Source organism: Glycomyces xiaoerkulensis (assembly GCF_002798405.1).
In the GTDB taxonomy this organism is placed as follows: Bacteria; Actinomycetota; Actinomycetes; order Mycobacteriales; family Micromonosporaceae; genus Glycomyces; species Glycomyces xiaoerkulensis.
Map to the genome: position 1 here is coordinate 52,699 of NZ_PGGV01000039.1, position 14,531 is coordinate 67,229.

A 14,531-nucleotide genomic window follows, 5' to 3' on the forward strand; every position below is an offset into this window, starting at 1 on the left:
CGGTAGATCGCGTCGCAGTGCCGCTGGTCATTGCGCTTCAACGTGCCTCGTCGGCCGTTAGTAGGGGCCGTACCCGCCGTTGAGATGATCCGCGTACGGGTTCTCATCCTTCTCGTCCGGGTCAGGAGGGGCCGCCGGCGCGTCCTCGTAGTTCTCCGAGGGCGAGGAGTCGTAGCCGTTGTCCTCGATCTCCGACTCCATGTCGCCGAAGGACTGGACGAGCTCGCCCTCGAGGATCTCCTGGTCCTGCGCGATCTCGATGAGCGTCGGTCCGAGGGTGCGGACATTCTGGCCGGTCTCGTGGACGATCTCGTAGAACAGGTTGAACATGTCGTTCCAGGTCCCGGCCAAGTCGTGGTCACCGAACGCCCCGCTTCGGCCGCGTCCGGCGTCGGCGGCCTGCGACGTGATGTCGTCGTAGAAGTTCGCGATGTCGGGGCAGGCGGTACGTCCGACTTCGTCGATGAGTTGCGGGTCGTATCTGATCCTGTCGCCCAACCGGTCTCCAACTGGGGTCACTCGTGTCGGTACTCGTCGCTTGTCGGGCGCTCCGTCCGGGGTGGCACACGAGGTCGCGCGCGACGCTCGTCGATCATGACACGATCGTGCAATACGCGCTCCACCACTGGCCGACGCCGTTCGCGGTCGCATCGGGTCCCTACCGGACCTCCTCGGCGGGGCTGCCGTCGCTCGGAGAAGCGTCGTTCCGCGTCCGGTCGCACCACTGCTCCATCTCGCGGGTGCGGACCGGTCCGATCGGGCCGCAGTGGTCAAGAAGCCCGGACCCGAGCTGGGTGATGACCACTCCGGTCAGCTCGGGGTCACCTGACACGGCGGCTGCGGCCAGCCGGATCGCGACGCCCGAGACGACGACCGCGATCTCGAAGGCGACCAGCGGCCTTCGCGCCCATACCGCCCACACAACTCAGAACTCAAGCTCAGGGGGCCTGGAAGAACACCATCGGGTTGCGCTGCGAGCGGCGGAGGTCCTCATAGAACCCCATCGCCATTCGGACACGGCCCAACTGGCGGTGGACCACCGGCTGCCGCGCCGGGGCGGCCGTGAAGTAGTCGATCCGGTGGCGGTGCAGCCACCCGAGGAGCACCGCGGCCTCCCCGAACGGGAGCAGGCGTCGGTGGTGGAAGACGTCGTGCACGCTCACCGGGGTACCGGGAGCCAGAGGCGCGACCAGGTTCGCCAGGTACCACCGGGCGAATCGGGCCGAATGGGGCCCGTCGACGAACAGGTAGCCGATCTCGGCCGGCAGCGCCTCGGCCCGCTTCCGGACGTCGCCGGCCGTGAACTCCCAGCGCTCCGCCGCCAACTCGGCGGGTACGGCCCGGGCCGGCTCTCCGGCCGGGCTGAACGTGCACAGGCGCCCGTGGGCGTTGTCGCGCAACGCCAGCAGCAGCCAAGCGGCCGACCATCCACCGTCGCAACCGATCTGGACGACCGTGCCCGGCCGCGCCGCCCGCACCCGCAGGTACGACAGCTCCGCCTCCATGTCGTCCAGCGCCGCCCGCAGGCCCGGGCGGTCGCGACGCATGGCGGCCAGCTCGGCACGGGCCCGCGCCAGCTCCGATGCGTACCGCTCGTAGCGCTGGACGTGGACCGCGATCGCATCGATCGCGGTCGACAGTCGCTCGAAGTCGCGCATCGGCTTGTTCATGACTCCGACGCTACGAAGACTCCGGCCGGTACGGCATCGGTCGCCGGAACCAGTTCGCGGCTCACCACGCGGGACCAGGGGACCGGAACCGGCTCGGCCCGGCGACTCGAATTGACGATGAGCGTCCAGACCAGGACCGACAGCGCCATCAGCAGCACCCGCTGCGGAATCCCCCGCCACTGGCCCCCGTCGGCCAGGTCAGGCAGGAACGTGTTGACCGTGGTGACCGCGAACATCGACGCCGAGATGAGGGCCGCTCCGAGCGTGGCCCGGCGAACTCCGGGCGGTGCCGCGGCCTCTCGCATCCGCAAGGCCGCGAGCCCCGCCACGACCGTGAGCATCACGAACGCCGCGCCGGCGGTGTAGCGGTGGATCTGAGCGCCTACGGTCAAGCCCGACTCGGCGGTTCCGGTCCGGAAGACAGCCGCACCCACCAGCATCACGACCGTGACGCCCAGCAGGATTCGGATCGAGCGGTCACTGGGCAGGCCCACCCCGCGACCGGCCAGGATCGCGCAGGCCAGCGCCAGCCCCAGCACGCCGGTCGGGAACAGGACGGCCCCGGGGAAGGCCAGCGCGTAGCTGGAGACCGGAGACCGCACCGGATCGACCTGGGCCGACTGGGTCAGGTGCATGATCGCGAAGCTCAGCGCGCCGACCGCGACCCCGGCCGCGCTCGTTCTCAGCAGTGCTCGATTCATGCGGCGAACGCTATGGCCGATCGGGCCCGGTCGGCCTCGCTCCGCGGCGCGAGATCGGCCCTCATGCCACGGGGTGAGGCGGCACGCGCGAAACGGCACCGGCGGGTGATGAGTGCGCGGTCGGGATCGGCTTAGGTTGGAGCGGTGCGATCCGACGACGGTCCGCGCCGCAGTGCGCGGTGGTTCCTCAGCTATCTGATCGGCACCGGCGCGGTCGGCGACGACTCGTGGCGCTGGAGGCTGTCCACAGTGCTCGCGTTCGTCGGCCCCGGCTCGGTGCCGCTGGCGCTGGTCCTGCTCGGCCCCCACAGCGAGATCCTGCACACCGAGTACTCCATGCGCTGGGGCATCGTGGTCGCGGTCCTGACCAGCGCGGCGATCGTCCTTGCGCGGTTCCGGCCGTTCGCCGCCTGGCTGCTGGCGATGGCCTCCTACGCGATGGTCGCGGTGGGGGCTGACACGATCGGCTCCGATCCATGGCCGGCGACGGTGCCGTTGATGTTCTGCCTGATGGTGGTGCAGTTCGCGGTCGCCCGCGAACGGCGGCTCGGGGTGGCGGTGGCCGTGTGGCTCGGCACGCTGGCGGCCGGAGCGTGGGTGTCCTGGGCGACCGTGAACGGGTTCCTCGATCCGGTCACCGCCGGAGCGGCCGCCCCGGTCGACACGGTCAACGAGAACCTCACCATCACCGGCACCTACGGGGCTCTGTTCCTGGTGGTCGGCCTGTCGGTGCGGATCTGGCGGCAGGGGCGGGCCCGCGTCGCCGAGGAGGAGCAGGTCGCCGAGGCCGAACGCACGCGGCGGCGGCTCCTGGAAGAACGGGCCCGGATCGCCCGGGAGCTGCACGACATCGTCGCCCACCACATGTCGGTCATCACCGTGCAGGCGCAGACGGCCGAGTACCGGGTCGAGGGTCTCGACGAGGACGCCCGCGGAGAGTTCCGGTCGATCAGCGAGCAGGCCCGGGAGTCGCTGAGCGAGATGCGTCGACTGCTGGCGGTGCTCCGCGGCGACGACCAATCGGGGCCGCGCGAGCCGGTGCCCGGACCCGAAGAGCTCGACAGCCTGGTCGAGGCCGTCGACCGGGCCGGGACGCCGGCCGCGCTGACCGTGGACGAGCTGCCCGAGGATCTGCCGGAGTCGGTCTCGCTGACGATGTACCGGGTGGTGCAGGAGGCGCTCAGCAACGTGGTGCGCCACGCCGCCGGGGCCGCGACCGAAGTGGAGGTCGGCCGGCTCGGGTCGAAGGTGGTGATTACGGTGGTCAATGCCGCGCCGCCGGAGGGCGGGCGCGCGACCGAGCCGCAGCGCGTCGGGCTCGGCCTGGCGGGGATGCGCGAACGCGTCTCCCTGCTCGGCGGGTCGCTCGAGACCGGGGCCACCGATGCCGGCGGATACCGCGTCCGGGCCGAGCTGCCGTTCGACGCCCGACCGACACCACAGGAGCGATCATCGTGACCATACGGGTTCTCATCGCCGACGACCAGGCGATGGTGCGTGCCGGATTCGCCGCGCTGCTTGCGGCGCAGGCGGACATCGAGGTGGTGGGCGACGCCGCGGACGGAGTCGAGGCCGTCACCGAGACTTCGCGCTTGCGGCCCGACGTCGTCCTCATGGACGTCCGCATGCCCAAGTTGGACGGACTGGATGCCGCACGCCGGATCCTGTCGACGCCCGAAGAGCGGCGCCCGCGGGTTCTGATGCTCACCACGTTCGATGTCGACGACTACGTATACGAGGCGCTGCGACTGGGTGCCAGTGGGTTTCTGCTCAAGGACGCCCCGCCGGACGACCTGACCGGCGCCGTCCGGGTGGTCGCGGACGGGGACGCGCTCCTGGCGCCGTCGGTGACGCGGCGTCTGGTCGAGGAGTTCTTCGGCTCGCGGCGCGGCGAACTGGTCCGATCCTCGAAGCTCGACGCGCTCACGGCACGCGAGGAGGAGGTGCTGCGCCTAATCGCGCGCGGTCTGTCGAACGGCGAGATCGCCTCGCATCTGTTCGTGTCCGAGCAGACGGTGAAGACGCACGTCGGCAACCTCTTCGCCAAATTGGGCCTCCGCGACCGGGCCCAGGCGGTCATCTGCGCCTATGAGACCGGCCTGGTGACCGCCGGGGAACCCCGCGATTGAGGCGCGGGTGCTCGGGGGAACGGTTTGTGACCGGAAGCCGACCCTATCCGTTCCGGCCCGCGAGGCAGCAGATCTCATCCGCCTCACGGGCCGCAGCAGTTTGCAGCAGTATGACCGTAAAACACGGCAATGGCGTGGCTCTTCGTATTTCAACAGCAAAATGAATACTGGAGGCATATTAACTGAATTATTGCCATCTTCTGTTTTGAGCGTTTTGGCTTTAATCTCCTCTGTGTGGCGTTGCTCACCAGCAACTGCCGCGACAACTACCCCCCGGTAGCTGTCTTATGCCCTCACCCGAAAGGCATTGAGAGATGAAACGCCAACGCGTGCTTGCGGTCACCGCCGCGAGCGCCATCGCAACCGCAACCGCCCTCACCTTCGGCTCGGCGCCGGCCTCGGCCGACCCGCTCGAGCTGAAGGCCGATGAGGCCCGCGCCGACCTGCTCGGCAACGTCAGCGCCGGCATGGTCAACGAGATGTCGGAGACCTTCGACCTCACCGCATCCGAGGTCTACGAACGCCTCGCGGTCGAGTCGGTCGCCTCCGACCTGCTCGAGCAGGTCCCCGAATCGCTCGACGAGACCTACGCCGGCCTGTGGGTCTCCGATGACGCCGACGAGATCATGGTCGCCACCACCTCGAAGGCCGACACCGACGAGCTGGCCGCCGAAGGCGCCACCCCGGTCGTGGTCGACCACGACATGGCCGACCTCGAGGCCGCGATCGACGTGCTCGACAAGGTCGCCGGCGACGACGTCTACGGCTACTACGTCGACCTCCCGGCCAACACCGTCGTCATCGAGGCCGCCGACGCCGACTCCGCGACCGACCTGGCAGAGGCCGCGGGAATCGACGCCGACATGGTCACCGTCGACACCACCACCGAGGCGCCGGAGCCGTACTACGTCCGCGGCGGCGACGCCTACTACATCAACAACTCGGGACGCTGCTCGGTCGGCTTCGCCGCCCGCCGGGGCAGCACGCCCGGCTTCCTCACCGCCGGCCACTGCGGCAGCACCGGCGCCCGGGTCACCGGAGGCTCGGCCGCGCCCGGCACCTTCCGCAACTCGGTGTTCCCCGGCAACGACGCCGCATGGGTGGAAGTCGGAAGCGGCGAGACCCTCTACAACATCGTGAACATGTACTCGGGTTCGCGCTATGTGTACAACTCGAACCGCGCCGCGGTCGGCTCCTCGGTCTGCCGCTCCGGTTCGACGACCGGATGGCACTGCGGGACCATCCAGGCCTTCAACCAGACGGTGCGCTACTCCCAGGGCTCCGTCTACGGCCTGACCCGCACCAGTGTCTGCGCCGAACCCGGCGACTCCGGCGGGTCGTTCATCAGCGGCAACAGCGCCCAGGGCATGACCTCGGGCGGCTCCGGCAACTGCAGTTGGGGCGGAACGACCTACTTCCAGCCCATCAACCCGGCGCTCAACGCCTGGAACCTGACGCTGGTCACCAGTTGACGTTCCCCGTTTCCCCCCGGTAGCGGAGGGCCTTCCCGAGAGGGGAGGCCCTCCGCGATCTCACGCGCGCGGGGCCTCCCAGCGGGCCTTGGCGTCCACCCAGTCCGCGACGCGGTCGACCGCGGCCTTCAGGTGTTCGGGGTCGGCGCGCGACTCGTCCCACTGCGCGGCCTCCACGACCAATTCGCCGTTGTTGCGGCGCAGCGCCACTCGACCGGGGATATCGTCGCCGACCACGATGGGCAGGCAGTAGTAGCCGAAGGTCCGCTTCGCTCGCGGCACGTAGATCTCGATCTTCCAGTCGTGGCCCCACAGCCGCGCCATCCTCTCGCGCAGCCACACCAACTGGTCGAACATGGACACCGCGACCGGCCGGTCGGTGCCGGGGGTGCGCAGGCGCCGGACGCCGGGGTCGACCCAGGCCCGGCTCCGCCAGCCTTCGACCGCGACCTGCTCGATCTCGAGTTCGCGAAGGGTCGCCTCGGCGGTGGCGACCTTGATGCGGAAGTAGTCGGCGACGTCCTTGGTGGTGGCGACGCCGAGGTTGCGCAGCGCGGTGCCGACCAGATACCGGCGGCATTCGGCTTCATCGGCGTCCCAGAAGTGGCGGGCGGGCACGGCCCGGCGGGCGGACCGGTAGACGCGTTTGAATCCGATGCGGTGGGTGCAGGCCAGTTCTCCGGTCAGCATCAGCAGTTCGGCGGCCCGCTTGTGGTCGGTGCGCAGATTCCAACTGTCGCCCATGTTGCTCGGGCCTTCGCCGCGGTGCATCGCCCCCGAGGGGAAGTGTCCGACGGTGACCGACCCGTGCTCGGCGACCAGGCTTCGGACGTCGGCGATCGCCGACGCCGGGACGGGGTGCTCCCGCCAGTGGTCGCGCCACCGGGACCGCCGCAACGAGTGGTACGGCCAGGCCGAGACCGGCAGCAGCGACATCGCGTGGCCCCAGCCTTCGAAGGCGACGGCGGTGCGCCGCTCGTCGAGGCTGCCGGTGACCTCGTCGAGGTCGAGGCCGCGCGCCAGGAGCGTCAGCTCGTGGGCGCGGCGGACCGCCGAAATGGTGTCGAGCTGGATGCAGCCGAGCCGCTCGAGCACGGTCTTGTAGCGCGCGGCCCGGGGCCGCAACTGAGCGGCCACGGCGATCCGGCGGGCCTGGGCGAGGCTGATCGACTCCGGCACTGCTGCTTCTTCCCTTCGGCGTACGCGATCGGCCCGACCGTAGCGGCCGGGACCGACAATCCGCCGACCGGTCAGTTCGGCGCGGCCGCGACCGTCCCGGTCTCGGCGCGAGGGTCGGCCGCGCCCGACACCGCGCCGTCCGGGTCGACCTCGATCAGGTGCGCGTGCCCGAAACCGGAACCCGCCGGGGCGACGGCGTGCCCGCGCGCGGCCAGTCCCGCGCTCCAGGTCTGGGGCGCTTCGGTTTCGATCTCGACGTCGAGGCCGTGGGCGCCGGTCCAGGTGGCGAAGCCGGTCTCGCCCGGGTGCAGCCGCCACCGCGGCGCGGCCACGGCCGCCGCCACCGGCTGCCCGGTGCGCAGGACCCGGTGCAGCAACTGGATGAGGATCTGCGGCTGGGAGTCCCCGCCCATGGTCCCGGCGACCAGCCGCAGCGTGCCGTCGGCTCGGGTGACCAACGCCGGCACCAGTGTGTGCGGCGGTCGGCGGCCGGGCGCGAACTCGGCCGGGTGGCCGGGGGTCAGGTTGAAGCCCGTGCCGCGGTTCTGCAGACCGATGCCGGTGTGCGGTTCAAACAGCCCGGTGCCGAACCCGGCGGCGTTGGACTGGATGTAGGACACGGCCGTGCCCTCGCCGTCGAGCACGGCCATGTAGGTGGTGCCGCCCGGCCGGCGACCGACGGGGGCCTCGCCGCGCCGGTCGGGGTCTATCAGTCCGGCCCGGTCGGCGGCGGCGTCGAACAGGTCGGAGACGTCGGCGCCGTCGTAGAGCCGTTCGGGTCGGTCGGCCCCGGCCTGGCGGGAGGCCTCTATCAGGTAGTGCGCCCACAGCGGGTCGGCCGGGTCGTCGGGCACCTCCAGGTGTCCGGCGATGGCCAGGGCCAGCGGCAGCAAGTAGCCCTGGGAGTTCGGGGCGGCGGTCCAGACGCGGTGGCCGAGGGCGTCGACGCCCAGCGGCTGCGCCCAGTCGGCTTGGGAGTCGGCGAGGTCGGCCTCGGTGAACAGGCCCTCGCCGAGCTCGATGAGGCCGCGGCCGAAGTCGCCGAGGTAGAACCCGTCGCGGCCGTCGGCGGCGATCGCCCGCAGCGCGGCGGCGGTCCGGGCACGCGTGACGGTATCGCCGGCCCGGAGTCCGACGAGGTCTTCGGCGCCGGCGACGCCTTCGAGGGTGCTCCCGGCGCGGGCGAGCATGGCGGTGGCGGGCCAGCCGCGATCGGCCAGTTCGACGGCGGGGCCGAGGAGTTCGTCGATCGGTCTGGTCGCGAACCGCTCGTGGAGAGCGAGCCAGCCGTCGACGCACCCGGGCACTGGAGTGGAGCGGATGTCGTCGCGGAACGGCATCTCCCGGTGCCCTTCGGAGCGCAGTGCCGCGGCGTCGGCGCCGGAACCGGCGCGGCCCGAGGCGTTCAAGGCGGCCGGCGCCGGGTCGCCGGGCCGGTGGACGAGCGCGAACAGGTCCCCGCCGAGCCCGCACAGATGCGGAGCGACCACGGCCAGGGCCGCCCCGGACGCGATGGCGGCGTCGACGGCGTTGCCGCCGGATGCGAGCACTGCACGTCCGATGTCGCTGGCGCGCGGGTCGACCGTGCACACCATGCCTTGACTGACCAACGGTGCTCCTTTCTCGGCGGTCGGGCCGGGCCGGTCGGGCGCGGCCTCCGGGACCGAAGCCTACCTTGCCGCGCGGCTAGTGAACTTGTCCGCTACTTTTTGAGACACGCCGATGCGCCACACCGATTCACATGCGCGGCTCCACGTCATCAGGGGTGTATGCATTCGATGCCGAGGATAAGTGCCGAGGGCCGGGAACGGTATTCCGACGGCGGTGGGAATCGGAGTGCCGCCGATCACGACGCATGCTTTTGGGCCTGGTAGCGCCTAGCATGGAAGCAGACCGTGTCCACCTGTACGGCAAAGTCTCTTGTACGGTGGAAGACAGCGGTGGGGACGAGAAGAAGGATCGGAACTGGTGATGGACGAGCCGACTCAGCCTGCAGATACTGCCGGCCCGATCTCGTCGACCGTGCGCCGCTGGCGGCGATTGGCGGTGCGTCATGACCTCCAGTGGAGCGAACTGCTGCTGATCGCGCTCAATCTCTACGGCCTGCGCGGCAATGACACCGAGGGGATGCGGCTGCGCATCAACTCCGAGGACCAAGAGTTCATGATGGTGCTGCCGGCCGACCGTGTGACTTCCCCTTTCAGCCTTCGCGCGCACGTCGACCCCTCGTCTCCGCAGCACGGACTGAGCGAACTGTGCGTCGACGGGACGCCGGTGGCCGAGATCATCGAGGCCGAGCCCGGCGACGAGGTGCGCGGTTATCTGCGCGCCGAGGGCACGGCCGCGACGCTCCAGTTCCTGGAGGACGCCGCCCAGGGGGAACTGGTGAAGCATTACCGGGACCTGTTGCAGGCGTTGTCATCCGATCGGAACGACGACGGTACCTCGCACCGGTTCGACGAGGTGATGCTAGCGGCCATCCACGCCCACGACGAGGCGCTGGTCGTCGACCACCTGAAGGCGGTCCGCGAGGCGATGACCGCCGAGGGCCTGCCGGAGAGCACCACGCTCGGGGTGCTGACCCCGGCGCTGCGGAGCAGGGAGGCCTTCGCGGAACTGGCCGACCGGGTCGGCCCCATGCTCGTGTTCCTGACCACGGAGTCGTACGAAGACACCGCGGAAGTCCAGGACGAACAGTCGGGGTCCGGAGTCAGGCAGAGCGAACGGCTGGCGGAGATCCTGGCGGCGGCGCGCGAGGCGGGCCACCGGACCTCGTTCACCTACACCGTGGGCGGCGAACCGCTGGACGAGATGCGGGCCTGGCTGCTGCCCTTGGCCGAACAGACCACGCTGTGGCCTTCGCTGACGATCCACCCGGCCGAGACCCCGGTGGACGACTCGCAGCATGTCGCCGCGCCGGACGAGCGCCTGGACTTCTTCCTCGAGGCGCGGAGCCTGCTCGAGCAGATCTTCGCCCCCACCGAACTGCGCCCCGAGCCCTGGCGCTGCTACCGCGGCCTCTGGTACCGCCAGCACGCCGGCGAACCACTCGACGGCCCCTACGTCTAAGTCGGTTGCGGGTGCGGCTTTCGGACGTTGCTTTCTCGAACAAGGCCGAGGAGAAGAAGCGGCAAGATAAACGGCGAGCCGTTTCCTTTGCAACTCTGGGGTCCCGAGTGGAACAGCACTCCGTCTATCTTGCCGGATCCCGCTACCGCGCTCCTATCCCGAGCCTAGGACGCCCAGGATAGGCAGGTGCTGGGCACGTAGCCCCAGCGGGAGCCCGAGTGGTTGACGTACGCCCACAGGTCGGTGCTCGACCCGCAGGCGAAGTACGACTCGCCCTTGACGAGTCCGCACTCGGCCGTGTAGGAGTCCCCGGCCACCACCGCTCCGGCGGTCCCGGATGCGGTTCCGGGCTCGGCCCACACCGCGCGGTGCTCGATGGCAACCGCCGTGCAGGTCTGGGTGGCCGCAGTCGTCGACTCCACCGCGGGGGCGGCGCCGGCCGTACCGGCGATCATGGTCGAAGTTCCGACCAGGGCGATGCTTGCGATGAGTGTCAAGAGGATGCGTTTCAAGGTGTTCTCCATTTCGAGTTCTCGAAGCGGGACGACCCGCGACAACGGAGACAGTTTCACAACTCTTGAGACGATGTCGACCTTAGAACGGCAATCGTCTGTTTTCTTACAAACCTGCGTTCCGTTTTTGTGGTGCGTGCAAAAAAAGGGGCAGGGCACCGCTACACGGTGTCCTGCCCTCCTTGTTTCGTGTTGTGTTGTTTGGCGGTGTCCTGCTCTCCCACACCCTCGCGAGTGCAGTACCATCGGCGCTGGAAGCCGTAACGACCGGGTTCGGAATGGGACCGGGTGTGCCACTTCCGCTCTCACCACCAAACAAACCAGTGAGCCCCGCCCCCCTCCGGTCGGCCCCGCCCAGCGGGGCCGCCCGAGGCGGGCGGTGTGTTGCCTCAGAATCGCATAGCGTGCGTGAGCGCCCCCGTCCCCACCAGCGGAGACTGCGCAGGGCCCGCCTTTCGCGGGTTTGCTTGCATGTTGGGTTAAGTCCTCGGCGGTTAGTACCCGTCCACTCCACACCTTGCGGCGCTTCCATGTCGGGCCTATCAACCCGGTCATCTCCCGGGCGCCTCACCAACGGTTCGTTGACGGAGATCTCATCTGGAAGCACGCTTCCCGCTTAGATGCTTTCAGCGGTTATCGCTCCCGAACGTAGCCAACCAGCCATGCCCCTGGCGGGACAACTGGCACACCAGCGGTTCGTCCATCCCGGTCCTCTCGTACTAGGGACAGCCCTCCACCAAATCTCCAACGCGCGCGGCGGATAGGGACCGAACTGTCTCACGACGTTCTAAACCCAGCTCGCGTGCCGCTTTAATGGGCGAACAGCCCAACCCTTGGGACCAACTCCAGCCCCAGGATGCGACGAGCCGACATCGAGGTGCCAAACCATCCCGTCGATACGGACTCTTGGGGAAGATCAGCCTGTTATCCCCGGGGTACCTTTTAGCCGTTGAGCGACACCGCATCCGTACACCGGTGCCGGATCACTAGCCCCTGCTTTCGCACCTGCTCGACCCGTCAGTCTCACAGTCAAGCACCCTTCTACGCTTACACTCAAACACCGGTTTCCAACCGACGTGAGGGCACCATTGGGCGCCTCCGTTACCATTTAGGAGGCAACCGCCCCAGTTAAACTACCCACCAGGCACTGTCCCCCGACCCGATCCAGGGCCGCAGGTTAGAAGCCTCACCTGACCAGAGCGGTATTTCACCAACGCCTCGGCCGCCACTAGCGTGGCGGACTCCACGGCTCCCGCCTATCCTACACAAACCAGACAAAGCACCAATACCAAGCTATAGTAAAGGTCCCGGGGTCTTTCCGTCCTGCCGCGCGAAACGAGCATCTTTACTCGTACTGCAATTTCGCCGAGCATGTGGTTGAGACAGCGGAGAAGTCGTTACGCCATTCGTGCAGGTCGGAACTTACCCGACAAGGAATTTCGCTACCTTAGGATGGTTATAGTTACCACCGCCGTTTACTGGCGCTTCAATTCACCACGACACCCCGAAGGGCTGATGGATCCTCTTAACGTTCCAGCACCGGGCAGGCGTCAGTCCATATACCTCACCTCACGGCTTCGCATGGACCTGTGTTTTTAGTAAACAGTCGCTTCTCCCTGGCCTCTGCAACCCCCAACCGCTTCCGCCGGCTTCCGGCCACGACCGAGGGCCCTCCTTCTCCCGAAGTTACGGAGGCAATTTGCCGAATTCCTTAACCACACATCACTCGAACGCCTCAGTATACTCTACCTGACTACCAGTGTCGGTTTCGGGTACGGGCCGAGACACCACTCGCTAGAGGCTTTTCTCGACAGCACGGGATCACCGAATTCACCCTGACGGGCTACGCCTCAGCGCTCACCCCACATCCCCCCGGATTTGCCTGAGAGGACGGGCTACCACCTTACCCCGCCTGATCCACCAGACGGTACGGCTACCCCACTGCGTCACCCCATCACTACACTACACACGGCAGGGACCCCAACCAGCAACCAACACCACCACCACCGAAATGGCAGCGGCACCAGCAACCGACCGGTTAGCACAACCGCTATCGCGTCCATCGCGGCACTCGGGTACCGGAATATCAACCGGTTCACCATCGACTACGCCTCTCGGCCTCGCCTTAGGCCCCGACTAACCCAGAGCGGAACAACCGTCCTCTGGAACCCTTAGTCAATCGGCGCAGCTGATTCTCACAGCCGTCACGCTACTCATGCCTGCATTCTCACTCGCACCAAATCCACCAACACACCCCACAGGGCTACCTCACGGCTCGGCTTCACCTCTGGCACGACGCTCCCCTACCCAACACCGGACAAGCAAAACCTGCCCAGCGCTGCTACGGCTTCGGCGGTGTACTTCAGCCCCGCTACATTATCGGCGCGAAACCACTCGACCAGTGAGCTATTACGCACTCTTTCAAGGATGGCTGCTTCTAAGCCAACCTCCTGGCTGTCAACGCGACCCCACATCCTTTTCCACTCAGCACACCCTTAGGGGCCTTAGCCGGTAATCCGGGCTGTTTCCCTCTCGACCACCGATCTTCTCACCGGCGGACTCACTGCCGCACTCAACACCAGAGCATTCGAAGTTTAGCTGAGCTCAGTAACCGACACGGCCCATCACCCAACCAGCGCCCTACCACCCCGGTGCACCACACGACGCTGCACCTAAATGCATTTCGGGGAGAACCAGCTATCACGGAGTTTGATTGGCCTTTCACCCCTACCCACACCTCATCCCCCCAGTTTGCAACCTAGGTGGGTTCGGGCCTCCACGACCTCTTACAGCCGCTTCACCCTGGACATGGGTAGATCACCCCGCTTCGGGTCCACAACACACAACTCAACGCCCTCTTCAGACTCGCTTTCGCTCCGGCTCCCCCACACACGGGTTAACCTCGCTGCACATCACGACTCGCAGGCTCATTCTTCAAAAGGCACGCCATCACCCACCCGCAGCAGACGAATCCACCACACCGGGCTCTGACGGCTTACAGGCACATGGTTTCAGGCACTCTTTCACTCCCCTCCCGGGGTACTTTTCACCATTCCCTCACGGTACTCTCCACTATCGGTCACCGGACCACTTTAGGCTTACCAGACGGTCCTGGCAGATTCACACGAGACTCCACGAACCCCGCACTACTCGAGCACACAAGCCGCACCCAGCACATCAGCCTTCACCTACGGGACTCTCACCCACTCCGGCCGGCCTTCCCAGACCGTTCAGCTAACCAACACACCAGACACCTGCCCGCGGCAGCGGACAACGCCCATGCCTCACAACCCCGAGCCCGCAACACCTGCCGGCTATCACACGAACCCGGTTTAGCCTCCTCCGCTTTCGCTCGCCACTACTCACGGAATCACTCTTGTTTTCTCCACAGCAGGTACTAAGATGTTTCACTTCCCCGCCACACCACCGACTCCCCTATACATTCAGAAAGCGGCGACCGGGCACCAACCCGGCCAGGTTACCCCATTCGGAAACCCTGGGATCACAGCACAGTTGACAACTCCCCCAGGACTAACGCGGCCTCACACGTCCTTCATCGGCCATCCGGCACCAAGGCATCCACCATGCGCCCTACACAACTTAACCAACACCACAAACCACACCACCAGGGACACCAGCCCGAAAACGAACCAGCGCCCCAACCGAACCGCAGACCATCAACCCGAAGATCAACCACCCACAGCCCACACGGCAGCGCAGCCCTGTCAGTCAAGGCAGAAACAAAGACACTCACGCACACTATACAAATCTCAAACAACACACCAACCACACCCGACAC

11 protein-coding genes and 2 rRNA genes are annotated in these 14,531 nt (G+C 67.4%); 4 read left to right on the top strand and 9 right to left on the bottom strand.

What is annotated here, in order from left to right; genetic code table 11:
* Nucleotides 1-57: 57 nt before the first annotated feature.
* The 4 genes from CUT39_RS19845 to CUT39_RS19860 form a co-directional block, all read right to left on the bottom strand.
* Nucleotides 58-498: a hypothetical protein gene (locus tag CUT39_RS19845; protein WP_100449200.1), complete on the bottom strand. Its 441-nt coding sequence runs from the start codon at nt 496-498 to the stop codon at nt 58-60.
* A 160-nt stretch (nt 499-658) separates the two neighbouring features.
* Nucleotides 659-922 carry a hypothetical protein gene (locus CUT39_RS19850; RefSeq protein WP_100449201.1) on the bottom strand — a complete coding sequence of 88 codons (264 nt, stop codon included), beginning with the start codon at nt 920-922 and terminating at the stop codon, nt 659-661.
* A 16-nt stretch (nt 923-938) separates the two neighbouring features.
* Nucleotides 939-1,670 carry a class I SAM-dependent methyltransferase gene (locus CUT39_RS19855; protein WP_100449202.1) on the bottom strand — a complete coding sequence of 244 codons (732 nt, stop codon included), beginning with the start codon at nt 1,668-1,670 and terminating at the stop codon, nt 939-941.
* Complete coding sequence (locus CUT39_RS19860; RefSeq protein ID WP_100449203.1) at nt 1,667-2,371, bottom strand: DUF998 domain-containing protein; 705 nt, start codon at nt 2,369-2,371, stop codon at nt 1,667-1,669. Before CUT39_RS19860 ends, CUT39_RS19855 begins: the two co-directional genes overlap by 4 nt.
* A 144-nt stretch (nt 2,372-2,515) precedes the next feature.
* On the opposite strand from CUT39_RS19860, the gene CUT39_RS19865 reads away from it, so the two are divergent.
* The 3 genes from CUT39_RS19865 to CUT39_RS21550 all read left to right on the top strand — a co-directional run bounded on the left by CUT39_RS19865 (nt 2,516) and on the right by CUT39_RS21550 (nt 5,972).
* Complete coding sequence (locus tag CUT39_RS19865; RefSeq protein ID WP_100449204.1) at nt 2,516-3,829, top strand: sensor histidine kinase; 1,314 nt, start codon at nt 2,516-2,518, stop codon at nt 3,827-3,829.
* Nucleotides 3,826-4,500: a response regulator gene (locus CUT39_RS19870; protein WP_100449205.1), complete on the top strand. Its 675-nt coding sequence runs from the start codon at nt 3,826-3,828 to the stop codon at nt 4,498-4,500. Before CUT39_RS19865 ends, CUT39_RS19870 begins: the two co-directional genes overlap by 4 nt.
* A 314-nt stretch (nt 4,501-4,814) precedes the next feature.
* Nucleotides 4,815-5,972, top strand: coding sequence for a S1 family peptidase (locus CUT39_RS21550; protein WP_100449206.1), 1,158 nt, complete (start codon nt 4,815-4,817; stop codon nt 5,970-5,972).
* Between the two features lie 60 nt (nt 5,973-6,032).
* Here CUT39_RS21550 and CUT39_RS19880 read toward each other — a convergent pair whose 3' ends face one another.
* Nucleotides 6,033-7,151: a DNA glycosylase AlkZ-like family protein gene (locus tag CUT39_RS19880; RefSeq protein WP_157930852.1), complete on the bottom strand. Its 1,119-nt coding sequence runs from the start codon at nt 7,149-7,151 to the stop codon at nt 6,033-6,035.
* Nucleotides 7,152-7,222: 71 nt separating this feature from the next.
* Nucleotides 7,223-8,761: a gamma-glutamyltransferase family protein gene (locus CUT39_RS19885; RefSeq protein WP_198587302.1), complete on the bottom strand. Its 1,539-nt coding sequence runs from the start codon at nt 8,759-8,761 to the stop codon at nt 7,223-7,225.
* Nucleotides 8,762-9,122: 361 nt separating this feature from the next.
* Between CUT39_RS19885 and CUT39_RS19890 the strand changes: the two genes are divergently transcribed.
* Nucleotides 9,123-10,220 (top strand): hypothetical protein, encoded by a 1,098-nt coding sequence (locus tag CUT39_RS19890; protein WP_157930853.1) that lies wholly within the window; start codon nt 9,123-9,125, stop codon nt 10,218-10,220.
* A 164-nt stretch (nt 10,221-10,384) separates the two neighbouring features.
* Here CUT39_RS19890 and CUT39_RS19895 read toward each other — a convergent pair whose 3' ends face one another.
* From CUT39_RS19895 to CUT39_RS19905, 3 genes are all read right to left on the bottom strand, one after another.
* A complete protein-coding gene (locus CUT39_RS19895) occupies nt 10,385-10,732 on the bottom strand; it encodes a hypothetical protein (RefSeq protein WP_157930854.1) in 348 nt (115 codons plus the stop codon).
* A 199-nt stretch (nt 10,733-10,931) separates the two neighbouring features.
* A 5S ribosomal RNA gene (gene rrf / locus CUT39_RS19900) occupies nt 10,932-11,048 on the bottom strand.
* 159 nt (nt 11,049-11,207) lie between these two features.
* Nucleotides 11,208-14,338 (bottom strand): 23S ribosomal RNA (locus CUT39_RS19905).
* Between the last annotated feature and the right edge of the window lie 193 nt (nt 14,339-14,531).